This is a genomic window from Legionella sp. MW5194, from assembly GCF_016864235.1.
In the GTDB taxonomy this organism is placed as follows: Bacteria; Pseudomonadota; Gammaproteobacteria; order Legionellales; family Legionellaceae; genus Legionella_C.
The window spans coordinates 727082-751102 of record NZ_CP045732.1 but is presented as its reverse complement, the minus strand read 5'-3'; the positions used below and the strand labels follow the sequence as shown (position 1 = coordinate 751102).

Sequence of the window (24021 nt, the reverse complement as noted above, 5' to 3'; positions counted from 1 at the left end):
ATGCAATTAAACCTCCCCTCTTGCAACACGTTGTAACGCAATGCCTTCATGTGACATTTCTAAAAACCTGCCGCTGAACTGGGCTTAATTGCCTCTTTTTCATCCTGCGCTTTAGAACTCATAAAATCAGCAATCTTTTCCAGCACGTGCGCCCTCTCCTCAGGCCGTGGCAATTGATTGTGAACCGCCTTGACCAGAAAAATTCGGGCTTTATCGAATTGAATTTTGTTTAAATCGCATTGCTCAAGCGCAGTTAATGCGGCATTGAATTGATTAATCAGAGAATCGGGGACGGGTAAATCATTGGCTTTGAGAATGGTATTTATTTCTTGTGCATAAGACGTGACTTTATGATAGGCTTTCTGTTCTTCCGAGTAGTAAAGGGACCCCATCGCCTCCTCTTCCTCAATCACCTTCCCGACGATTTCACACAATCGATCATTTAGGATTTTCAATTGGGATTCTGAAAACTGGTGATTCTCACACAAATGCTGCAATCCTTTGACTAACCTGAACCAATAAGGAAGTTGAACATACCACCTGGGCTCTTGGTTGTAATGCAGTTTTTGCACCAGCACGCTGAACAATTCCAGGTTCTCATCGTTGAAGGTAAAGTGTAAGTTATGAAAGGACTCAAGCAGCGCGTCTCCATTGTAAATCTTGTCTTCATACTGGACAATCCAGCGTTCAATCACGGGGCCTGGATTTTCCCTTAGCAATTTGATCACGCTGACGTAATAAGTCCAGTCTGACGGATGCAGCTGCGGGAGCGTCTCATTCACTTTATCATAAACAACACGGAAATCGTCCTGATACTGTGACCTGGGAAAGCCCGCCGCGTTAAGGGTTTTTATCAGCAGATAACTGGATTGCAAACCGGATTTTTTACTCAAATACTGAGTGGTTAATTGACTAACCAACGCCTGCACACTGGCATTTATCGCCGGTAATAACGGATTCTCAGGATCCATTAACATCATCAGCTGCCGTAACTTGAGCCGTTTATTCAGTTCCGATTCACCCGGTGCATTATTACTCAGAAGTTGTTCGGCCCATTGCCCCAGTTTATTGCGAATCCGTTGTACTTCATTGTCTAATCCTGCTTGTTGACACAGAATAAAGGCTTTTATCAGCTTGCTTTTACAAAAGGCATTCCTTGCTTTCGCATGGCAATGAGGAATATCCAGGGTCGAAACCGGTACATCGGGTAGGATTACACCGTCCAGTTGGCAGGCATCCAACTCACCAGAATGAACAAAATCAACCAGATCGGTTTTGATTTTATCTGCTGCCTGCTCCCTCAGGTGCGGACTGTACTGGAGCACTAAAAAGCCGGTTGTGGATAAGGCAGAGAGTTGATTGCCCTGCAGTTGCTCTAACAGGCTTTGTTCGTATTCAGCAACGATGTTTTCTCTTGCTTTTTCAATGGCATGCGTAACCTGTTTTTTTAGAGACTCATCGTAACTTAAATCACCCGGTTGATTTTTTTGGGCGAGGGTATTTACCTTGTACTTGTACATACTGTACACCTTAATGTCCTCGACGCTCAACGCATAGAAAAAAGAATCATCCACAGCATGGCTCGTGTCCTCATCCAAACGCAGCAAACTATCCCTCATGTAGTCAGAGCACATTGCCACCCACATGTTCACAATGTTTTCATCCGTCAATACCGTCGGATCGCAAGGGACCAACCGGTTGTGTAAGCCGGAATAATCATAAACGGGTAACCGTGGATTAGGACCAAATCGCTCGAGAAACAAGGCGTCACCTTCCTCCCCATAGCGTTCGCCATAGGCCGCGCGTGTGGCTTCGTATTGCCTTTCGTACTCTTTCTGTAAATAAATCGCCTGCAAAATGGGAGAAAACCGATGGGCAGGATTAAAATCATCATAAGCAATGTAATTGCCTATGGTTGGATCGTTAGTAAAGAAAATGGCGTCGTACCTGTCAATGTCATATAAAATTTCAACGTAATTTGAACCTTGCTGGTTTTTTTTGCCAAATAAACCCAATTTCATTTTCTGGTGAAGCTCATACAGCTCCTGTCCCAGCACCTCGCGTGATTCGCTGTATTCTTTCTCCTGCAAATGGGCCAAATGCGCTTTTTGACCTCGGCCGCTGTCAAAATCTTCGATTGACACGCGGCGGATCTGCTGCAAATTGGGGTTAAAAATCAACAGACCCGCCGCGGGATAAACGCCACTGCCATAACCCAGAATGGATGTGGAACGCAGTGGGTTTTTGTCTTTCGGGTTTGGCGGTTCTTTTCTGCTTTTGCTATTAATCCCGTCAGCGCGCATTGATTTTCTTATTTCTTTTTCAGCCAGTGTTTCATCGGGCAGAATCGGCTTATTGGCTTTGCGTTTAGGCAAAGCGCTCGGCGTAGTCACGCCGCGAGCCAGAATCCGTCCTTCCCTGAGCGCCGCGGCCAGGTTTTGTTCCGTCATCGGCGCTGTTTCATCAAAAGGCGTGAGATCAACCAGGGTAAGGGCTTGCAATTCTTCAATGGATAATAATCGTTTGTGCAAAGCCTGGAGGATAGGGTAAGGGCCAGACTCCATGTCAGTTACGATGCGTGCATGTGCTTCGCCATTTTCGTACTCAAGCTTACTGTCCTCGTCTTTGGTGATGTAGGAATCCCCCTGGTGATGAATAAGACCCCTGGCTTCAATAATGAGTTCAGCCATTTCTTCCAAAGCCAGCTCATTGTGGCTGGCAATATCCTTATAAAAATCAAGGTAGTTGGCATCGTATTGATTTCTTGCCCTGATAATATCCAGGCAATCGCAATCATGAATTATTTTTTGATAAATGGTTTTTTTGGGGAACCCCCCCCCCTCAAATTGGGAAAACTGCCAGGAGAGTTGCCCGTCTTTGTCCTCATTGAGCTCAAAATAGCCTTTCTCGGGACTGGGATCCTTATTGGCAGTGGCTTCAGCCACCTGCTTTGCCGTCTGGCTATCCACATGCAAAACGCGGGTGAGGTAACAATACAACAGAATCGCACTTTCGTGATCCCATAGATCCTCGTTATCCCCTTCGCGCGCCGAATCATGAAATAATAAAGCAATTTGAATAAGCTTTATGTCGTTTTCGCTTAAATGCTGTGCTTCCTCATCTCCGTATTTCCTGTACAAATTAGCGAATACGCGTGCGTAGTTAGCCGCCCGGGTCACATGCTGGATGCCATGATGGAACCGTGCAATGGCAGTTTCCTCATACGAGATGCGATAGGCGTACTGATAAACATGACTGTAGGCCCATTGCACATGCTCATGAAGGTCATGTTCAAGCGTTAAACTCCTTTCAGCAGGATCAAACCAATTGACAAGAATCCCTTTGGATTCAAGGAGCTCTTGAACCGGAAGGGACACCCACGTTTGTTCATCGACATACGGCTCCTCCTTCTCTGTGAGGATATCCACGGGAGAGGGGGTAACAAGCGAACTTTCCCGCATGGAAAAATCAATCGAACCCTCTTCTTTTATGACATAATTAAATAATTGCTGGGTTTCGCCCTTTTTTGATAATTCGTGAAACTGATCTCCCAATATCTTAAGCAATTCAAGACGGGTTGTGGCCGTCTCTCTCGCCTGCTGGTAATCCGGGTTGGCTTTGAGGGCATGTAACTGATCAATTACTGTGCCTATAATGGCTATGTTTTTTTGCGTGATTTTCGGCTGAAAAAAAGGATTTTTGTCAAACCGTATTCCAATCCCAAAGTACCCAAGCTTATTCTGATTAATCCAGTTTTCCCGGTCCTGCTTTAGGGTATTTAAGGTGAACAGAAGAGAATCAATCGTCGAATGTCCTTCGTCCTTATGATGTTCATAGAGCTCAATGTACTCGTTCACCTTAATCACCTCTGGATCATGAAATCACTAAAATACTAGCACTTGACATATTATTGATCAAATTAATCCATTTTTTATCATTGGAAAATCCTTCTCTTCCCAACAATGCCTGGACTGGCTTTATCACAAATTCAGTGACTTGGAATAACTGGCAGTCAGTCCCTGGACGAAAGCGGTATTCAATCGGGTGAGGGCCAGCAGGCGTCCAGTTCGCTTAAGAATTCTTTCCCCAAGGTGTGTTCCATTGCTTTTTTATCCATTCCCTGAAGGGTTGAAGTCAACAGCAGCAAATGCCCATTGCCTTTAAATTGTTCAAATGATTTCTTGATTTGAATGAGAAGCGTGTCATTTTTCGGCATTGAGAACAGGCGTTGATCAGAAGTCGACTGCTGGAGCATTTTTTCCAGCTTGTTAAGATGCGCTTCATACCGTTGCGTAAACTCCGTGAGTACTTTATTGAGTTGAGTTGATAGATTCTCGTAATGCTCAGCACTGGATTTTTTCCCCAACCATTCGGTATTCATTTTCCCTAACTCACTGGCTTCAGCAATCACATAGTCAAAACGATGCATGCCTTGCTTTACCTGTTCTTCAAGCTCTGCAACACTGTACAAATCCAAACGATTGGGGTTATAGAGCATGGAGGCTTTCAGGCCGAGTTTGAGCAATGCCTCGTTAAGCAGGAAATAATTCGTGCGGCAATTGGCATCATGGAACAGATGGAGCAGCTCCAATTCATGCACCAGGGATACGATGCAGCGAATCGCCTCGTCGGGGGTTTTTACGTTGATGATATCCTTGTTATATTCCTCAATAGCCTTTTGTGCCAGAGATACTGCTGTTTTAGCTTGCGGCGTTAAAATAGACAAGGGTTGCCGGCTCAAATCAGCCATTAAGGTTTTGGCCATCGTCTCTAGTTCTTCATCCGATTTTTTTGCCAAAACGAAAGGATTAATCAGAGAATGCTGGCGGGCAAGCATTAATTCCATTTTTAACTCGGACTGAGACGGTCTAAGTTTGGTTTGTGAAGCCAGATGTAGGAGGTGAAACGACGTAGAATCGAACAGACTTAAGCCATGCTTTTTGTATTTTTCTTCGTTGAGGCATTCCTCCTCAATCCGATTGATTTGCAACTCCGATAAAATCACTTCGCTTATCATGGATTCAGAGACGTGCGGATGCTGTTGAGTAATTACCCTGACTGTGTCTTTCACAGCGCGTTCTTTTAATTCCAAAAAGACTTTGCTGTATTCCGTAAACGGCAAGGGGGCTTTGGTTTGTAAATAGAATATGCGTAACGCATTGGACAGCGCGGCGTAAAACTGGCTCATGACGCCAAATTGTTTTAACTCGCCAATCATAAAACCATCGTCATTGCTATCGTTTCTTATTCTTTTTAACAGTTCAACCAACCCCTTGAGCGATACGGCATCCCTGAGAATGGGAAAGGAGTTATGCCCTTCACGCAGAGCACCGCTTCGACTCGTTACTTCTTTAGCAAACAAATTCTGACTCAATGCTGCTTGCAATGCCTGAATGTGTTTTAAGGTTAATGGCTCTGACTGCCCGTCTAAAAAAAGGCGTTGACATAATTGAGCTTGTGCATTGAATAAATCCATTACGGATCCGGGTTCCCGCTCATTGTAAGCCGTCCAGGTTTCATTAAAATGATGAAACAACGCATAATCGATAAAACAAAGAAAACGCAGAGAAGCCGGCATCCTGGATAAAACACGCAGGTAAGGTTCTTTAAGCAATAAATCCTCTGAGTTAAGATCGTGGTACTTCATGTCCATTAATTGCTGTTTTTCATGCTCTTTAATGTCAAGCCACTGTGCATCCATTCTTTTTTCTTTGACAATAAAAGCAACCATGGCCTTCCCAAGGTGTTCAGGCTGGGATTGTATGGCTTTAAAATCGTCTTTGTGCTTTAAATCCAATTCCACAAATCCATAACTGTAGGTGGACCTGTACTCAGGCGACATGAGCTTTAATTCGCCATCCATGTAGTTGCGAGCGCTCTCAAAATTGTCAAAAACCAGCTTTGGTTTTACTTTGGCCATGGCTTCATTGATTGCCTGCCGGGGATAATCACCGGTTAACAGCGCCGGTAAATTTTTAATTAAAACATAGACCATAGTGATTTCTACTTACCCATTAATGAAACAAAATTAATCATTGTGAGACATTTTATTATATTTTGAATAAATAGTGAAAATATAATGCTTAGGCGTACGAATGCAGGAACTGTATGATGACTCTCCGAAGCGGATGTGCAGTAGGTTTAGGGTTGGTTAGTAAGGCAGTCTGATTGACCTTCATAGAACAAATGACAAATAAGGAGTTGCTCTGGAATCGGGAACACAGCATACTGCACCGTCTCAGAACGGCTAATTAACCAGGGAGCTGTTGATGTTATCCAATACGGAAATAAAGCAATTGTTAACCTCTGACCCGAAAGCGTTTGCAGAACGGCTTAAAACAGAAGAAAACGCGTTGAGTGCCGAGTTTGCGGCAGAGCTGGATAAGCACGATCCTCTCAATTTAAAAGCCTTATTCGATTTAGGCCCAATCACACCTTTTGCCGGCCACTCCTTAGGCCCGGTATTTGTGCCAACTATCCATGCCATCGAAGCCATTTTAAAATTGCAGCGTGAGCAACTTCACTCAGGCCATTTTCCTGACACCGCATCCCTTGGGGGTAATTGGTTTGATTGCGATGTAGACCCGCAATCTGTTTTAGCCATGCAAGCGCTGTTGGGTTTTGACGATCCCTGCGAGTTTGTTTTTACCCAGGCAGGACTATCCACCAATTTAGGCAATCTGCTGGATACGTTTTACAAGCCCACCTTAAAAGACTGGAAAACGGGAAAAACAAAAATCTGCCATCTGGCAACCGAATTTTTTTCTGATCAGGCGGTTGTTCATTCCGTGATTAAGCGACAACTACAAACCGCCAAAAATTTTGACTTGTTTCTGGATAACCAGGCACCCACCCCGGATGCACTCACCTTAAAATTGTCAGCAGATGAAAATGGTTTGTACAGTTCACAAGCCATTATCGAGTTCGTAAAACAGCACGCTCATGAAATCCAGGTATTGCACTTATCGGACCTGGTCTTTAATACAGGGCAGCGTCTGAACCTTGCCTTTATTTTACAGGCGCTGAAAAAAACCATCGAGGACAACCACATCATCGTCGGGCTTGATTTGGCACACACCGTCGGCAATCGACCCATTAACCTTAAAAAACTTGAGGTAGTCACTTATGCCGTAGGATGCAGTTATAAGCATTGCAGCGGCACGGCGGGCAGTCCTTTTGGTATTTATGTTAACCAAAACACGGACCTCAACAGGTATCCCCCAATCCAGGGCTGGAAAGCCGCGGAGTCCGGGAAAGTGTTTGGCTGCATTAATGGCTTTACACCAACCATTATGGCCACGCAAGGGGCACACGCTTTTCGGACAAGCAATGCCTCACCCGTTGCCCTGGCACCCATTCAAACCTATGTTAAAACCATGGCTGACATTGGGTGGGATAAATTAATAGCCAAGTCGGAATGCCTCACCCTCTACCTGTTGGCGCTTCTCAAGAAGCATTTGGGGGATACGATTCAACTGATCACCCCTGAACAGGCCGAAGAGCGAGGGGCTACCCTTGTGTTTCGCATTAAGGGACTTAAAAATGTCAGCCTTGTGGAAGAAGAATTGAAAAAGCCAAGCTCACTGGGTCAGTTTGAAGTGGACACCAGACCCCCCAATAATATTCGTATCACAGCCCATTACGGCTACATCGGGTTTGGCGATATTCAAAAGATGACCCTGCGGCTTAAGGAAGTCGTGGCTCAGGTCCTTGAGGCGGAGGCGAAAGTGGCAAGTTCTCTCAGTAAAGTCAATTTTTTTCATGAGGTAAAACCAACTTCTTCATCGGATGAAGTTAAGCAACCCGGTAACTCGCCTGTTAACCATTAATGGCGAATGCAGAGCCAACAGGATAAGAAGAATCTTTTGAAGGCCAGGATAACGCCTGTTGCCCTGGCTGTTATTCCATTGGCTTTGTTCTCGCTGCTTCAACCCTGTCAAAAAGAACAGTAACCCATCCATGGTCTAAAAAACTACAATCGGCTCCATGCAAATGACTGAGAATGAGCGATGACCAGTTTCCGACTGCCCCTGACTGCCTTGATACTGAGCCTGGCGACTCCGGTTGCCCTGGCATGGACACCGTACTGCGCTGTGCAACAAAAAAAACACCAGCGGGTCATCGCCTATCTGGGCGCTGACTCGTCCTGGGGATTACAAGACAAGGACATCGCCAAATTAAACGAGCAATTGGATAAGGTCACCCTGGTGAATTATGCCTTTGCACGTTTTGCCAGAGACGAAGCCGGGAATACGGTGGTTAGACTTCATGCGCAAGATGTTAAAACCATCCAACAGTTACGCCAGTTGAGGCCCGATTTACCCATCATGCTCGCCATCGGCGGCTGGGGCGACCGCGAGGGCTTTCGCTTTTTAGAAAATGACGAGCAAATCAGGGTATTTGTTCATTCACTAAAAAAAATACTTGACCAATACCAACTGGATGGTGTCGATGTCGATTGGGAAAACGAGTTATTGGCCAGTGAAAAGGAAATCGCTGGGGTAACAACCCTGCTTAAACAGTTGCATGAAGCTCTTCAGGATGACGGTTACTGTGTCAGTAATGCCGTGCCGGCCACCAGCGCTTATTGGCGCCACTACCCCAATGCCCAAGAATGGCAAACCTACGTGAACTGGACGACGATAATGGCCTATGATCATTACGGTACATTTGGCCCGCGTACCGAGCTTGGGGCCGCGCTCTATGAACCTGATCGTCAAGAGGACACGACTTACCCCTATCCCAGTACATCGGGTAATAAAGCAATCAAGCATTATTATTCTCAGGGATTGGCGGCCGATCAGCTGATTTTAGGATTGCCTTTTTATTGCCACTCCTATTATGTGGAGAATCGTCAAATAGACGACAATACCCACTATCCAGGTCTTCATGTTGCTGTCCTTGATGCCAATATCAGCAGCCAGATCAGTTACGATGAAGCCTATCAGCGTTATGGCGACCAATTGTTTAACCAGGCAATCCATGAGAGTAAAAATGGCAGGCAGGCGACCACTTTTTACGGTTTGATTCCACTGGAAAATACGTCAAAAACCCGTTTCCTCAGTTGCGACAGCCCCCAATCCGTGCTGGCCAAAATTGATTATGTTGAAGGCAATAATTCGTTGGCTAACAAAACAAAGGAAACGGTACGGCTTGGCGGTGTGTCATTCTGGAGTCTACAGCAGGATTTGCCCTTTTCCAGCGAAAAATCATTATTGCGTGCGCTGACCCTGGGTTTCTCAGAGAGGGGTGAACCATGAAAGAGCCTGTTCATGATAATGGTGTGTTGAAAAAAAACCACCTGATCGGTGCAACTTCACGCTAATCTGCCTGACGTTGCCCGATCGGCGATTTACCTTGTCATGATTTTTTTACATACTGTGATTTTAGTTTCATCGCACCGATCCCCTCAATTTTGCAATCGATGTCATGCTCACCCGACACCAGGCGAATGTTTTTAACTTTGGTTCCCACTTTTACAGTGAGAGATGAGCCTTTGACCTTTAAATCCTTAATGACAGTCACAGTATCACCGTCTTGCAACACGTTGCCATGGGCATCTTTTATAATGGATTCGGATGGCGTGTTTTGTTGTTCAATGGTGGGAATCCACTCGTGCGCACATTCGGGACAAATGCATTGGGTTCCGTCCTCGTAAGTATAGGTTGAGTGGCATTGGGGGCATGGAGGCAAATTTGACATGATTATCCTGTTGGTTTAAGGGGGGAGCATTAAACTGATCAAGGCGAATTATAAACGCTCAATGACGAATACACTATAGCAGCCGGCTACATGGCAGGCTTATCGAAACTAGCCTAATGTTGACAACCAATTTCCTTGCCCTTTATGCACCTTGATAGTCAGGATGGTTGTTGTAGAATGGCGAATGATTGCCAGCCGATTTTCAAAAATAAACTAACCCTTCACCAAGGTTTCTGATGACCAATGTATTAAATTGCAATCTTACTGCTGGAACAAGCTTGACTGGACGGGAACAATTGATTGCATTAACCGGGGAACACGCTGCCATTTCAAAACAGAGAGTATTTCATTTTGAGCATGAAGGAAGGTGCTACGTTGTTAAAAAGCAAGCCATGAAGCGCAGTAAAATTGGATATTCCATTTTAACCCTGATAACAAAAGCGCTTTCCATTCCTGCTCTACGGGGTATTCCTGTTCCGGGAGGCCAACCCACTCAAGCGATTGAAATAAAACGCCTGATTTCGTTGTCTGCTGCGGGTGTTCCGGTCCCGAGCGTGGTTTATGTGGGGGAAAACTACTTTGTAATGTCTTGTCTGGGTCACTGCAACGTTGAATTTTTTCTGAAAAATCCCGGTCAGCAGCCTGCGGTTTTTTATTGGGAACAAGCACTGGCCGCGATTCTTGATGCTCACCACCAAGGGGCTTACTTAAGCCAGGCCTTTATTCGTAATATGATTGCCGGGGACGATCGGCCTGTTGCTTTTGTTGATTTTGAAGACGACCCCGGTACGCTAATGCCCATCCATTTAGCCCAGGCACGTGATTGGTTATTGTATTTGTTGTCCTCTTCTCTGCGGCTCGACATCCCCCCCAAGGAGCAGGCTGATATCATTTTAAATTATTTGCGACAGGATAGAATGGAAGTACAGGAAGCCGTATTCGCTTGCGCATCTAAAATTGCGTTATTTCGTTTTATTTTTCGAAGAAAAAAGCCATACCATAATCGCGATCTGCAATCATTTAATGTATTCATTCAGCTGATGCAGGATGTTGGCTCTCGCTGTTTCACAAGGGTTTAAGACATCTTTATCTATAAAGGAATATCAATCAACACGTTATGACAAAACTGGTTCGGTAGAAATGTTCTGGTATACGTGCGGGCAACCAGGTAATCAAGCCTTTTTTTGAAGGAACTCTTGGGTTCAAAAATGTGCATGCGACAAATAACTGTCCACTTCGTTTATTTCCAACTCTTCCCGCAAGAAAACTTATCACCGGCCTGAGTTAATACATACTCCCCCTCAGCGCTGCCTGAGGTGGGAGAGTTAAATGCATTATTGAAAATTTATATTGCCATGATGTTTTGGGGAGTTACCTACATCCATTTCTTTTTTAGACTCAAGGGGCTCGGTTAAAAAGAAAAACATGGATGGGTTGCCCTCGATAACAGATGGTTTACGCAGTAGTGTAATTTTATTAATTGCATCAATCACATCCTGAGCAAACACTGGATCCTTCTCAACAGGGGTACTATAAAATGGTGTCAGTTCTAGCGCATGTTGCTGAATAACTGCCAGTCTAATTTTATCAATATTCTGTTCATCTTTTAATAAAGTAGAAACCGCACACTCAATAATCGTTTCTTTTTGCAATAATTGACTGAATGGACCTTTTGCTAAAACAGACGAATCAAACTGATGAAACTGGTGTTTATCCAAGGAAACAAGATAATATTTCTGCTGCGTTAGCATCGTTAGTTGCTCGCGAACCGAACTGTCTGACAAGTCAAGATTCTTAATTTCTACACCAGGAATATAAGGTCCACCCAATTTATCTGCGAGGGGCAAATCAACGACAGGATAACTATTTAAATCCTGACTATTCCAACCATAAGAAAGCTTATTCATATAAAATCCGCTGATTTTGGGATTATCTTTTAAATATTGCTCTGTAAATGTTAATAATCCGTTTAGTAATGAATGTCTTAATTTGTCATCAACAGCGTACCTGGCATTCACTTCAAAGAAATTTGCGACTAATACAATTTTTCCATCCTTGGTTTCAGCCAAATATAACCAAATAAGCGCAGCAGCCCGTCCAGTCACCTTATCCACAGCAACGTGAAACAATAATGCATCATCCATGCGTCGTTGGACCATGGCTTGAAATTGCGAACTGGTTGTAGCGAGACAACACCCCACTTCATCCCCCAAAAAGAAAGTCATCAGTCTTTCTTTTGGCCATTGCTCGACGCTGAAATAGTGAATGCCCGTTTTTTCTGCTTGCTCTTTCTTTTTTTCTTCTTTATCAATCAAAGCCCATTGTTGTTGCACATGCTCGGCAAATTCATAAAACCCGCGGGAAATTGCTGTTTTATTTTTCCCATTGACCAGAGCTTGGATATTGTTATTGATCTTCTCAATTAAAGGTTGGGCTATTGATTTTTGTAGAGCCGCAATAATGGCCATATTCTGATTAGGCGCATTCACATCAATACTTTTCTCCAGGGTATTGATAGAAGTTATTATCGCCTTTACCTGAAAGACTTGTTTCGTCTCTTCGATCTGTTGCGAATCAAGAACCTTTTGTGCCTCCTGCTTTAATTGAACCAGGTAATTCCATAAAACCAGAAATTGATTTCCATGACCTAAATTTTTTTCATCGCCAGCCGTAGCAATAAAATCAAACTGTTTTTGATAGTTGAGAGCCTTTTCTGGAGAAATACCCTTTTGTTTCAGTTTTTCTCTAATTGCCCTATTATGTTTAGCCAAACCAGAGCCGAGTTCATTTTCTTGTTCTACACTATGCAAAAATCCATCGACATCACCTCCAAGCAAGTCAAGTTGCAGAAGATGTAGATAAATTTCTCTGTACGGGTCGTTTTGCATATGTTGACTTGCAGCGGCAAGTTGTACAAATTGAGCAGGATCGATTCGTTTAAAAATTTTAATAATGTCTTCAGGAGTTAATAGGATTCCTTTCTCAAAGAGGATTTTCTGTAACAACATTTTTGCAAGAGCTAAAAGAAATTCCTGTGGCTTTCCTTTTGCGAAACTGATATGAAAATCAGCAAGGGCTAATTCTTCTTTATTATCCGTTTTATGGACTAACATGCTAATTAAGGCGCCTAATACTATCAAACAGGTTTTAAATGCCTTAATTTGCTCAGGAGATTCTTTTTGAGAAAGAGTGTGTTCGGAAAAATAACCTGCCAATCTTTTTTGCAACTCTTCCGGTAATAAGGGCATCGAATCGATAGTTCGTTCAAGATTTAGTACAGTACCAGCTAAATGGCTCCTTAAATACCGTATTCCCTCCACTCCCATAATGGTAATTAGCTGTTGAATTACCTCATGATATTTAAAAAAGAACAGGGTTATATTTCTTTGCTGGTGTTCTGGAGCATTGTTATTTACCTGCGTATAAAGCTCAATCAAACTAATTAATTCCTTTTTAATGGAGTCAGGTTGCTCATAAAACATATTTTGCATAAATAAGGGGAGTTGTCTTAGTAGCGGCGAACTGGATAATAGAATATCTGCCGCAGCATTCTTGCTCATGTCACGAAATGCGGAGCAAAGGCGAGGATCCGTATCGAGAACAAATACAGAAAAAACAGCTCTGTGAGTAGAGTTATGGTTCAATAATTGAGGCCATTCTTCCCCTTCCTTATAAAGCAACATTATTGTTTGATAACAATAATAGGCTTTATCATTTTCTGCGGCTCTAGGGTCAGCCAGTTGAAAATTTATTTCGTCACACAGTGGAATTAATCGATTAGGTGGTAATTGTTCACTCAGTAGCGGTAAAATACTGCCCATTGCGTTAAGCAAACGATTCTTTCTTGGCGATTTTCGTAGAATGTCATCATATATTTTTTGATAGGCGGTGAGAAACACTTTACAAAAAGCGTTTTTATCCTTACTTTGCTCATAGCAGAGGCCTACTATAAAGCAAAGTTCTTCTATGCTGAATCGTTCATCACAATAGTAATCGAGTAATTCTTTGAAAAACTCCGCAGTGCATACTCCAGACTTTATCGATTTTTCCAGCGCCGTTAAAAACGACGTCTCATCAGAAATGCTATCCGATGATTGTGAGTTTTTCAGAGCCTCTCTCACCATGACAATTCCATGATCACTGTTTAACGGAGGCTCGATTAATCTAATTGGCTTCTTTAATTGAAAGCAAATCGCATCGGCTGTAAAGCTGGTTTTTAATGCGCTAATTTCCTTAAATACAGAATCTGGAAGCTTTTCTAAACTCTCTTGAATCAATTTTAAACGCTTAGGATCAGGAGAGCGCTTATTCAACAAATCGTTAACCGATATCAAAGTAGAGATTAGCTTTCCGAGTAAAGTACTTTCTTTAGGCTGGGTTGGAATTATTTGGCATAAAAGCTTGAATTCAGCCTCGGGAATTGCATCCTTGTTTTGTTGGTACACCGGGAGAGCTGCAGTGATATAAAATAACGCATAGCGGGCATTCGCCCCATGTTCACTAATAATATTGAGCTTCTTGAAAAGCATCCCGATTGTTTCTTTGGCGATTAAAAGATTATTGTATAAAAATTGGTTTGGTTTCATGGAGTTTCCTGGAAACGGTTAACAAAGATTATTTGAGTCACTTAAGATTTATAAATATGGTTGGGATTGAATGAGTATTTGAAAAGATATAATTGCGTTCTTGAGAAGGGGTTAATCTTGACATATTCCGCAAGCAATTGCGCATCATTACAACCGACTGAACAAAATAAAAACAATTATGCCAAATTAAAGCTACAATGGCAATTAAATCATGCAAAACTAAGATACATACTTGTCTCAAGGCGGGACAATTACCATCTTAAAAATGATAAGGAAGCCTGTTCATGCATCGATGGCGGGTTGGATAGTAGCTTAAACACTATTGAACAAACGTCTTGATTTACTCCCCTGGACTTTGCACCTGTCATTCAGCATGCTAAAGGGACCGTCGATCAGCAGCTAATGGGACCGCCTAAAATGTCAAAACGGTACCTATCAAACTTGTCCACTTTTAGTTAATTATACATGTTATTTTCGCTTTTTTGTTTCTCGCTCTCCTCTGTAACTGGGACCATCTAATGTAACCCGATATGAATTATGTCTTAATCTATCGATAGTGGCTGCAGCAAGTAATCGATTAGGGAAAGCAGAACCCCATTCGCTAAAGTCCAGATTGGATGTAATGATCGTTGATGCACGCTCATATCTTTCCGAGATTAGGTCGTGAAAATCCTCATCCTGGGGGTTGCGTAATGGTCTTAGTCCAAAATCATCGATGATTAGTAGTGGCATTTTCACCAGTTCTGAGAACTTTTTATCAAATCGACCTGATGCTCTAGCTGCTTGCAACTCATTAAAGAGTTGATTTTGCGAAAGCCAGAGTGTATCGATTCCTCTTTGTATCGCACAATGAGCTATGGCTTGAGCAATATGAGATTTCCCTGTTCCACAAGGTCCTACGATGAGAATGGGAACTTTTTCTGCAATAAATGAACACGAGATTAACTCCTGTATTTGAGCGCGATTGATTTTAAGGTTAAAGTCAAAATCGAATGATTCTATCGTCTTGTCACCACGGATACGTGCACGCTTCATTCGTGTTCTTAATTTTTTGTTTTCCCTTCCTAATAACTCATCTTGAAGCAGTAATCCCAGAAACTCAGGGTAGCTTAGCTTCTTTTCTATAGACTCACGGTTACGCAGCGGGATGTTCTCAGCAACATGCGATAACCGTAGTTGTTTTAACTGCGAAGATAGCTCGGGCATCGGGTTTATCATCATTTGTCTCCTGTTGTTTGTATTAGTGTAATAAGTGGGACGTATTCCGGCAGAACTTTCCCCCTACCGAATAGGGTTTGGCCAATGTTGTCGGTTCTTCCTCATGCGGTAAGGCTTGCTTTTCAGCCCCAACCTCTAGCATCGTCTTGATTGTTTTATAATGCACGCTTTGAAAAACAAGCGCTCTATGGCAAGCAGCCTCCAGACGGTCATCGCCATATTTTTTCCTAAGACCGAGAATGCTTTGTGCAGCCCGAAGATAATCTACGACTGAATCATTTAATAGTCCCTCAATAGCAATCACGCATTGGCTTCCAACTTCATGTGCTTGCTTTAGGCACCACTGGGCATCTCGCATCGAGTAAGCCAAAGCATTCGGTGGAAGGTGTTCTGGTATTGTATGTTTGGTGCCTGGTATTTCGAGTTTCGGATGGAGTGCTACCAGTTGATGATTGAAATACAGTCGGATAGTTGTATCCGTTGCTCTAAGCCAAAGCTCTTGCCGTGCGAGGCGATATGGACCTGAATATCGGCATTTCTTGTATTGCACATGGCAATCACCATGAAGCTTGACCTTTTCCCACGCCGCAAACTCGGGCGGATGGTTAGGCAGTTTTTTAAGAAGAGGTTGTTCAATTTCAAATAGAACCAAAGGCTTTTCATGAGTAGTGCCGTGGTTGCGCGCGCCAGCCTCTTGTATTAACCAGATCTTTAACTGCTCGTTCGCATCGTTTAAGCTTCTAAACTGGCGCAGTGGAACAAAGCGGTTTTTAACGTACTTAACCCCGGATTCAACTCGGCCTTTTTTCTGGGGATCATACGGAGGACATGGGGAAATAATAAAACCATAGCCTGATGCGCACTCCCCATATGCCTTTTGAACGCAAGGGTTGTGGTAACAAGCTTTCGTAATCGCACACTTCGCGTTATCTATAATTATTTTTTCTGGAACACCATTAAACCATTCAAAGGCACGCCGATGGCAGGCAAGCCATGTCTCAACATCCTGATGTAAGACCATTTCTGCATACATATGACGGCTCCAGGAGAGCACCATCACAAAGATCCAGGTCTTCTGTTCCTCTCCTTTGCCATCAGTAATTTTAGGTCCTTGCCCAAAGTCAACCTGTGCTGATTCGCCCGGTTTAAACTCTAATATCGTGGTGACCGCTCGTTGTTTTTCCTTGTAAGACTTGATATAGCGTTGAACAACGCTATAACTACTTTTAAAACCATGTTCTCGTTGTAAATGAGCATAGATAGTGCTGGCCTGAACGCCCTGTCTGGTCCATTCTTCAATCTTCACCCGGTATGGCTGTATGCTCAAAAAGCTATTGGCACTGCTCTTTTCAAAAAATAACGCCAGTTCCTGTTCTGTGGGGATTGACTTATCCTTTTCTAACCAGCCTTGCTCTATCGCAATGTCACGCACCCTCCTAAGCGTTTTTCTATCGGCAAGTTTGTCACGGGACAGCCCTCTGAGCGTAGCGCCTTGACGCAATTGGCTAATAATAATGATATATTCGTGCATCTCAAATCTCCGGTTTGACATCCATTTCCCCATTTATGAATAAACAGAGAAAAATTATGTTCATTTTTAACCAAAGTTTGATAGGTGGGGTGGTCCCTTTAGCTGCTGACAGCCCGGTCCCTTTATGTGATGACTAGGTGGTCCCATTAAGTGCTAATGGGGTGGTCCCTTTAGGTGATGACAAAGTGGTCCCATTAGGGTGCTGAATGACACCACCGCACCTTTGCGGTAATACTTGCCAAAATTTAAAGAAATTCCCCCTAAATTAACTAAGCAAAATGGGGTTCTGGTTACATCCACTAAGTTAACAGGCTCCCAATAACCCATTGTTAATCCCAATCTCGGTATAGGATTTCCTGGGCATTCACAAACAGGCAGTTTGGGATTTTTAGTGTCTGGCAAATGATTGGAGGAAACGAGATTAGCTTGCCCTAAACTGAACGGGAACAAACACGACCAACAGACATCAGTAATGGGATTTACAAAACGACCATGACAAGATCCTGCTTGGGTCAACCCAGAAGCTAAAAAAGCAATAAGAATAAAAAAGGCTTTCATACAGTCACCTCATTAATTTGCAACCGCTTCCCTGCTTGAAAAACCCGCGCCGGCAAATACTTTATTTGAAATTTGGCAACCAAAAATCCATTTAAATCAAAATAAATAGCTTGCTTTAATTGATTCGCAACTTCCTTTACAGAGCCTGAGGTGAGGATTAATTTTACTTTTTGGTGCTGCGTTAATTCCTGGGTAACCCATGCAACCTGTGCCTCATCATCCCCGTCAAAAAACAGGAGAGTGCTACTCAAGCCCACTCTATCCAGGGGGTTAATTACAGTGCCTTGTTTAACAATCACTTGGCCGTGACTGTCCTTCACATCGTAAGGCACAGCAAGTGATGGATTAAAAAACCACGTTCTATTGTCTTCTGCTCTCGGCAAACGAATAGGTGTTGGGCGTGCCACATGTTCTTTTACCCGTTTTTTAAACTCAGATTGTACGGTCTTCCATTCCCCATTAACCTGCATCCCCTTCATTTTTTGCTGGATGTACTCTAAAAAATCTATTTCAGCAATTTCAAAGGTTTTGCCAAAGACACCATAGTCTTTAGCCTCTGCAAAAGGGAGATAGAGCATGCAAATAATCAACAGAAGCTTTTTCACGATTTATGCTCCAATTTGATCATCGTCATGAGGGTGGCTGTATAATCAGTGCTGCCTTTAATGACCGCTTCTCTTGGTAATAACACCAACGATTTGGAATGGGACAAGTCTTGTAACGCTGATTCCAAACGATGCGAAAATGCTTTAATTTCTGCTTCTTTCTCAAGGTTGGAATGATTTTTTTGCGCTTCCTCTTTGATAAATTGGGAGGTGATTGACAAGATATCAATGGTTGCAATATCTGGCCGCCTCAAAGCACTAAAAAAAATCCCATTAACTAAGATACTGGTGATGAGTGCGGTCAAAAGAGATACTTGAGTTGTCTTAAACATAGCCATACACCTCCAGGGCAACTTTGGAAATGGCATCAGCCAATGGCAAACCTGTTGCCATTAATCGTTTCAAGGCCTCGACTTCAGGACCACGTGTAGTGTTTAAGACGCGTGAAAATGGATCGACAATCAAACGATGCACTGTTGAATTCTCTTCACACATCATTAAAAACTCAGAGTATTCATTAGTTATTTTAAGGCTTCGGATTAAACGCTCGCCATAAGCATCCAACTGATTACTCGTTTTTAAAGTGTCAATCGTACTTTTGGAGGCACCTAAAAAGATTTTATAATAGGCGTTGTCGTAACACATTTTGGCAGTTGGATTGTTTTCATAATCATCTAAGCCATGAGTCACTGTAATAAAATTACCACCGTATTTAGGCGCACGCCTATAGCCCTCGTTAACAAAGTTAGCACTGCCACCCGTACCATTGTCTGAAAGTAATTCGTAGGATTCATCAATCAAGCAGCTTTTGGGAATGTGCTTTGGCGTGTAATACATCGCATTGGTGATTTGATACATTAAGATTTTCAATACAATGCGCTGCAAATCCTTATTTCCATCAAGACCACCCAACTCTAAAATGACTAAATTTCTTTTAAAATCGAGCGAACAAGGCGGTTCAAAATAACTGCCATAACGACCGTTTTTAGTATAGCTATACAACAGGCGCCCAATATTTTGAGAAATAGGATCGTTACTACTTTCTAAGTGATGAGCAATAAGAGTAATAGTTGTAGCATTGTGATGTTGTCGCCACATCGCCTCAATGGCTTTCTCAATATGACTTCGTTCTTCATCACTGACGTTACCTGATGGTCTTGCCATCATACCTACAAGTTGTATTAGCTGATTGTGAACGTCTTTAAATGCAGTATCATTTTTGGCTTGTGCATCAATTGTAGAAAAGAGGTTTAGGCTAATTTCAGTGTCATGATTAAAATCAATAAGCTGTCCGTTCAACATCTCACAAGATTTAGCGTATGAACCGCCCACATCAATGATATAAACAAAGCCCCCCTGGGATAACAGACTTTGAATGTAGTCATTCATTAAAAAGGATTTTCCTTTTCCAGGAGGAGCTACAATAGCGACATTATAGTTTCTGACTACGTTGTCAAAAAAATAAATAGCGGTAAATTGCCCTCGTCTTTGTGGATAGACCTGAGCAAATCGTCCTGCCCCTTTCCATTCCCCCTGGATAGGTAATAAGTTAACCGTATTAAAACTGGTTAAAGGTCTTACCCGTCCAAATGATTTGTAATCATCAAACATACCTTCAGCAGGTGCAAAGGGCATGGAGGCTAGAAGTGTTTGTAACTGCAAACCTGTTGGCGTGCGTAAATCAAATTGGTTACCACGAAATACATCCTTGGCACGTCGTACATCGCGACGGACATTGGCAGGTGTTGTAAACAATAAAACGTTATAATAGGAATCAACCAAAGAATCATCGCCACTGAGCCGCTCTCTTAACTCCTCAATTTCTGCGTATTTTTTGTTAAAATTTTTGACCCATTTGGCAATAAAAGGTTGTTTGGCATTTTGCCCTTCATCAGCATACTTGGCATCTAATGCCGCCATCACCTTGTCTTTATCTTTAATTCGTATTGCAAAACTAAAAAGAAAGGGACAACTTATTTGCAAAGAGGTATTAAACATTTTTCCAAATAAATCACCCAGTTGCCATTGCACAGGGGATTTAGGATATTGCCTAACGGACAAGCATTTAATCACCCTCGTATCTTCTTCTCGCTCAATCTCTATTTGATTGGATTTAACCCGCATACTCGCTTCAATGTCAGTCAGTTGAAAACGAATTTCAGTATTGGTATCGTAATTGGTTTTTTCTTCATACAAGCTGTCGGTTGGAAAGAGCCACTCCCGCTTTAAGCTAATCACTTCTTCAATAGACAGTTCTTTACAAATAATATTGACTGACTTTAGATTGTTGCTGATGTCTTCGCGCAAACTACCAAGCAACAAGCGATCGTCTTCTATGGATTTGCGCGGAATTGAAATACATAAAAATAAACGAAAATCACGCAAGACAAAATTGCTTTCTTTAGTTAATGAGCTGTACACCCCTTTGCGGTAAAATTCAGCTCGTCGGTGTGCCAGGGCTTTTAAAACCTCACTGCCTTGATTGCGTTGATGTTCCATTTCATCAATCATGTGGCCAATTTTAGGCGATGCCCAAAACAAAGCATGAAAACAACTTTCCGGTGGCAAAATATCCGTTAATATACTGGTGAGAATAGTCACTGTTTCTTCACTGGCACCAATCAGTGTCGAGCATTCAAACATCATATGAGATGCCTGTTTGTAAGGATAAATATCAGCTTCTGAATCGTAAACCTCGTCAGGTAAATAAGGTGCTAAGCAATAAGTATCCAACAGCGCTTCGATTTGCTTTTTATGATGCGCATCAGTCATGCCAAGCTCTTCTCGCAATGTTTCCAATAGCGAGCCTGTTGCATGACTTAAAATAGTGCTTGTTTTTTTAACTGCAAGACGCGCTTTTTTTATAGTTGACAACATAATGGCTCCCCTTATTTTAAAGCCAATTGTGACTGCTGCATCCACTGTCCTTCCTTAACAACGCTGTACACTCGATTGGCTTGATGATAATTGCCATCAGTGTCTTCATAAGGTGCTATCCAAAGAGGCATCACCCCTTCTCCATAACGCACAGGCTGACCAGGTCGCCCATCCATCACCAAAGGATTTCGGCTGGGGGTTACAGCCAGGGATTTGCCCTTACCATTCACCATGTCATAAACCTGATCCATACGTTTGCACGTTCCTCCATTGGGAGCTGGGCAATCAAAGTCCTCATTCAATTTGGCGCAACCGGTCAAAACAACACAGGGCAACAGTAATAAAGTAGTTAAAATTTTCATGATCTATATATCCTTAGAAAGAGTGGTTTTTATAGAAAAATTGGTTGGCAGCTTTTTCTTCAGCAGTCTCAGACTCGGCAGGGGCTTCAAAAGCTACTTTGGAATTTTGGCTTTCTTCTGGTTGTTCAGGGGCATTAGTGTCCGTTCCCCCATCAAGCCAAAAACCCTTAAGAAAAGTTACATCTACTGTAACGATTGGAGGCAATTGAATAATCGGGTGGTACATTTCAGCACGCTTGATGTTGTATTGCGCATACATTTTTGCAGCGCCCGATCCGCCACTAGAAACAGCCGCGAGAGGAATTTTTCCTGCTTGAATGGTTGATACACTTCCTAGAGGCGAGGTGCTGTAATCAGTGGAATATTGCTGGCCAATATTGCCCATGCTTTCCCAGAAGTTCCCCCAAAAAGCTTTTTTCACCATCGGTTCATCACGCCATACCGCACGCCCACGAATTCCGTTTTTAGAATCTGAAATGATGCCTGTAACCTGGATGTCGATATTGGTGCCATTGGAATGAATGCAACTTAATCGTTCGGTACGAAACTTTCCTCGCTCACTGGAAATATCGCCAATTACAGAAGCACTTACCATACAGCCTTTAAGTGGTGCCCTGTATTTATTCGGCATCACTCCATCATCGACAATTTGAAATATCATAATGTCGGGATTTGCTTGGCTTAAAACTCCCGCAGATGCATCTGCACCTTGTAAAACAACTGCTTTAGCAAAGGTGTTGGAGAAGACATAATTATTGGGTGTTTTGATTCGTGGCTTGGATTTTTTATTTAACTTGGCTGTGTATTGAATAAATCCCGAATCCATCTCCATGGAGTTGCTCGCTGCCGCTTCATCTGCTCGGGGTAACAACCCATTTTGAGGCTCATTGTTTTTTAATGTCCCATCTATTGGGGTAGTACGCTCCATTTGTAGCTTAACTATTTGATGCTTTAATTCAGAAAGTGTGGATTTCATTTCAGATAGTTCATCTTTTTGCGAGGTAATGAGCTTGCTTTGCTTGTCTTTTTCATCACCTAATGCCTTGAGGTTTTTATCAAAGAGCTCTGATTTTGCAAGCTCAGCTCGCCAGGCATTTTGTGTTTTCTCAATCCAATGGGATTCATTAGTGGCAGTAGATATCGGGCTGGCTAAGCTGTGTTTTTTATAAGCGGGTTTATCAACCTCTCTGGATTTAACTGTCTTGTTTCCCAATAAGGCAAAGCACGCAATCACCAACACTATAACGCCGATAACAATCCCTAAAAAGATCTGTTGTTGTTTTTTAAGTTGAATAGACATGTTAGCTAATCCTGTACAATCGAGTAGTTTCAAACGGCGCTAAATGGGTTTTAGCAAGCGCCACCCCTTTGGTTCCAGGCCAATTAAACCAGGATTCCTTGGCATCAATAGGCTGGTTGGTTACGTTTTTTAACTCAAAAATTTCACCCCGCATACGATTGCCATTAACTGTCAATAAGCGTTTTAGTTGTGTTTTTTGTGCTTTATAGACTGAAGGATTTTTGGGTATTGTTTGGGTAAAACCTTCTGGCAAATACCCATTAACAAGCGCTCGTAAAAAACCAACCATCACCTTTTCATAACTTGATGTATGTGGAGCGCGGGCACGAATTACAGGATTTCTGTAGGATTTAAAAACGATTGTTTGTGACGCAATGGGCTTTGGTTCTACACGCACGTTGTAAAAAAGACCTTTTTCAGTCAGCAAATTGATAGTAAAAGCTCGTGTGTGGTATAGAGGCGATGGCAAAAAAGTAAGAATACCCGTCGTATCATCAATTAATTTGCAATTCGCCTTCCCATTGCATGCATCAACCAGGGTGTTGCCAGGTGCTTTTATTTGCTGAATGCGATCATCCTCTAACATAAGATTATTGGGTTCTTTAATTGAGGCATTAATGAAAATATCTTCATAATTTCTGACTGTTTTTATTTGAGCACCTTCTGCTGTTGCTATTAATAAGCCTAAGCTGAATATCATTGCCATTTGTTTCATGATTACACCTTCTCAAGATTCGTTAGTTTCAACAGGCCATACTCATAGGAATACCTAATCAAAAAAGTCTCCCGTACATCAGACATCAAATCCGCGCCAACAAAACGCTTCATCTGTCCCATTACTTTTACGCTCAAGTGTTTGATATCAATTTCAAAGGTCGATGGATAAAACACGCTGGATAAATGTTCGTGATTAATTTGTTCGACTTCCTTAACCAATTGCGCCCTGATGTCCCCATACAGTGAGGGAGCTACATAGCCTAAGAGCGCATTAAATTGGTAAGTGGCTGAACTTGAAGTGATATTAAAACGAAGTTGCGTTAAGAAATTGGTCATGTCTCTTAAATAACCTTCCGAAACACCTGTTCCAGAAAGTGTAAATTCTTGAGATATTTTAGGTGGGATGAAATGGGTTTCATGTTTGCTATGAGCATAATGCAATAAGACCACAATGGTAATTGATTGCATGAATGTCATAGCTAGCAGCACACTACTAATACCTATGAATAAAACCCTAATCTTTTTTTCCTTCATTAATTCTGATTTTTTTTGTTCTATTTTCATC

Annotated in this window: 17 protein-coding genes; 3 read left to right on the top strand and 14 right to left on the bottom strand. The window is 42.5% G+C overall.

All coding sequences use genetic code 11. The features are described 5' to 3' along the window. Window positions 1-59 precede the first annotated feature (59 nt). Window positions 60-3857, bottom strand: coding sequence for a SidE phosphodiesterase domain-containing protein (locus GH742_RS03570; protein ID WP_304607789.1), 3798 nt, complete (start codon window positions 3855-3857; stop codon window positions 60-62). A 179-nt stretch (window positions 3858-4036) separates the two neighbouring features. Further along, entirely contained in the window at window positions 4037-5995 is a 1959-nt protein-coding gene (locus GH742_RS03565) for a hypothetical protein (protein ID WP_203456125.1), read from the bottom strand. A 274-nt stretch (window positions 5996-6269) separates the two neighbouring features. On the opposite strand from GH742_RS03565, the gene GH742_RS03560 reads away from it, so the two are divergent. Together GH742_RS03560 and GH742_RS03555 are read left to right on the top strand one after the other, a co-directional pair. Further along, window positions 6270-7829 (top strand): hypothetical protein, encoded by a 1560-nt coding sequence (locus GH742_RS03560; protein WP_203456124.1) that lies wholly within the window; start codon window positions 6270-6272, stop codon window positions 7827-7829. A 180-nt stretch (window positions 7830-8009) separates the two neighbouring features. Further along, the gene (locus GH742_RS03555) at window positions 8010-9260 is read left to right on the top strand and encodes a glycoside hydrolase family 18 protein (RefSeq protein ID WP_203456123.1); all 1251 of its coding nucleotides are present in this window, start codon (window positions 8010-8012) and stop codon (window positions 9258-9260) included. A 100-nt stretch (window positions 9261-9360) separates the two neighbouring features. Here GH742_RS03555 and GH742_RS03550 read toward each other — a convergent pair whose 3' ends face one another. Further along, window positions 9361-9702, bottom strand: a complete 342-nt coding sequence (locus GH742_RS03550) for a zinc ribbon domain-containing protein YjdM (protein ID WP_203456122.1) — start codon at window positions 9700-9702, stop codon at window positions 9361-9363. 236 nt (window positions 9703-9938) lie between these two features. Between GH742_RS03550 and GH742_RS03545 the strand changes: the two genes are divergently transcribed. Beyond that, on the top strand, window positions 9939-10781 hold the full coding sequence (locus GH742_RS03545) for a hypothetical protein (protein WP_203456121.1): 843 nt from the start codon (window positions 9939-9941) through the stop codon (window positions 10779-10781). 255 nt (window positions 10782-11036) lie between these two features. On the opposite strand, the gene GH742_RS03540 is transcribed toward GH742_RS03545, so the two are convergent. The 11 genes from GH742_RS03540 to traE form a co-directional block, all read right to left on the bottom strand. After that, entirely contained in the window at window positions 11037-14288 is a 3252-nt protein-coding gene (locus GH742_RS03540) for a hypothetical protein (RefSeq protein WP_203456120.1), read from the bottom strand. A 468-nt stretch (window positions 14289-14756) separates the two neighbouring features. Continuing rightward, window positions 14757-15509 carry an IS21-like element helper ATPase IstB gene (istB, locus tag GH742_RS03535; protein WP_272927805.1) on the bottom strand — a complete coding sequence of 251 codons (753 nt, stop codon included), beginning with the start codon at window positions 15507-15509 and terminating at the stop codon, window positions 14757-14759. Window positions 15510-15528: 19 nt separating this feature from the next. Next, window positions 15529-17037: an IS21 family transposase gene (gene istA, locus GH742_RS03530; RefSeq protein WP_151298575.1), complete on the bottom strand. Its 1509-nt coding sequence runs from the start codon at window positions 17035-17037 to the stop codon at window positions 15529-15531. A 153-nt stretch (window positions 17038-17190) separates the two neighbouring features. Beyond that, window positions 17191-17595, bottom strand: a complete 405-nt coding sequence (locus GH742_RS03525; RefSeq protein ID WP_239005265.1) for a TraU family protein — start codon at window positions 17593-17595, stop codon at window positions 17191-17193. After that, on the bottom strand, window positions 17592-18200 hold the full coding sequence (gene traW, locus GH742_RS03520; RefSeq protein WP_010947799.1) for a type-F conjugative transfer system protein TraW: 609 nt from the start codon (window positions 18198-18200) through the stop codon (window positions 17592-17594). Before traW ends, GH742_RS03525 begins: the two co-directional genes overlap by 4 nt. Further along, the gene (locus GH742_RS03515) at window positions 18197-18538 is read right to left on the bottom strand and encodes a TrbI F-type domain-containing protein (protein WP_027223818.1); all 342 of its coding nucleotides are present in this window, start codon (window positions 18536-18538) and stop codon (window positions 18197-18199) included. The genes traW and GH742_RS03515 overlap by 4 nt, the downstream gene beginning before the upstream one ends. Then, on the bottom strand, window positions 18525-21122 hold the full coding sequence (traC, locus tag GH742_RS03510; protein WP_010947800.1) for a type IV secretion system protein TraC: 2598 nt from the start codon (window positions 21120-21122) through the stop codon (window positions 18525-18527). The genes GH742_RS03515 and traC overlap by 14 nt, the downstream gene beginning before the upstream one ends. After that, complete coding sequence (traV, locus tag GH742_RS03505; protein WP_010947801.1) at window positions 21089-21439, bottom strand: type IV conjugative transfer system lipoprotein TraV; 351 nt, start codon at window positions 21437-21439, stop codon at window positions 21089-21091. Before traV ends, traC begins: the two co-directional genes overlap by 34 nt. A gap of 13 nt (window positions 21440-21452) precedes the next feature. Next, entirely contained in the window at window positions 21453-22739 is a 1287-nt protein-coding gene (locus tag GH742_RS03500) for a TraB/VirB10 family protein (protein WP_015444240.1), read from the bottom strand. A gap of 1 nt (window position 22740) precedes the next feature. Continuing rightward, entirely contained in the window at window positions 22741-23454 is a 714-nt protein-coding gene (traK, locus tag GH742_RS03495; RefSeq protein ID WP_010947803.1) for a type-F conjugative transfer system secretin TraK, read from the bottom strand. Between the two features lie 2 nt (window positions 23455-23456). Beyond that, window positions 23457-24020, bottom strand: coding sequence for a type IV conjugative transfer system protein TraE (traE, locus tag GH742_RS03490; RefSeq protein WP_010947804.1), 564 nt, complete (start codon window positions 24018-24020; stop codon window positions 23457-23459). Window position 24021 lies beyond the last annotated feature (1 nt).

Coding starts and splice junctions, on each gene's coding strand:
- GH742_RS03545 (WP_203456121.1), top strand. CDS start 9,939: ATGACCAATGTATTAAATTGCAATCTTACTGCTGGAACAAGCTTGACT.
- traE (WP_010947804.1), bottom strand. CDS start 24,020: ATGAAAATAGAACAAAAAAAATCAGAATTAATGAAGGAAAAAAAGATT.
- GH742_RS03565 (WP_203456125.1), bottom strand. CDS start 5,995: ATGGTCTATGTTTTAATTAAAAATTTACCGGCGCTGTTAACCGGTGAT.
- GH742_RS03540 (WP_203456120.1), bottom strand. CDS start 14,288: ATGAAACCAAACCAATTTTTATACAATAATCTTTTAATCGCCAAAGAA.
- GH742_RS03550 (WP_203456122.1), bottom strand. CDS start 9,702: ATGTCAAATTTGCCTCCATGCCCCCAATGCCACTCAACCTATACTTAC.
- traV (WP_010947801.1), bottom strand. CDS start 21,439: ATGAAAATTTTAACTACTTTATTACTGTTGCCCTGTGTTGTTTTGACC.
- GH742_RS03500 (WP_015444240.1), bottom strand. CDS start 22,739: ATGTCTATTCAACTTAAAAAACAACAACAGATCTTTTTAGGGATTGTT.
- istB (WP_272927805.1), bottom strand. CDS start 15,509: ATGATGATAAACCCGATGCCCGAGCTATCTTCGCAGTTAAAACAACTA.
- GH742_RS03555 (WP_203456123.1), top strand. CDS start 8,010: ATGACCAGTTTCCGACTGCCCCTGACTGCCTTGATACTGAGCCTGGCG.
- traK (WP_010947803.1), bottom strand. CDS start 23,454: ATGAAACAAATGGCAATGATATTCAGCTTAGGCTTATTAATAGCAACA.
- GH742_RS03515 (WP_027223818.1), bottom strand. CDS start 18,538: ATGGCTATGTTTAAGACAACTCAAGTATCTCTTTTGACCGCACTCATC.
- istA (WP_151298575.1), bottom strand. CDS start 17,037: ATGCACGAATATATCATTATTATTAGCCAATTGCGTCAAGGCGCTACG.
- GH742_RS03560 (WP_203456124.1), top strand. CDS start 6,270: ATGTTATCCAATACGGAAATAAAGCAATTGTTAACCTCTGACCCGAAA.
- GH742_RS03525 (WP_239005265.1), bottom strand. CDS start 17,595: ATGAAAGCCTTTTTTATTCTTATTGCTTTTTTAGCTTCTGGGTTGACC.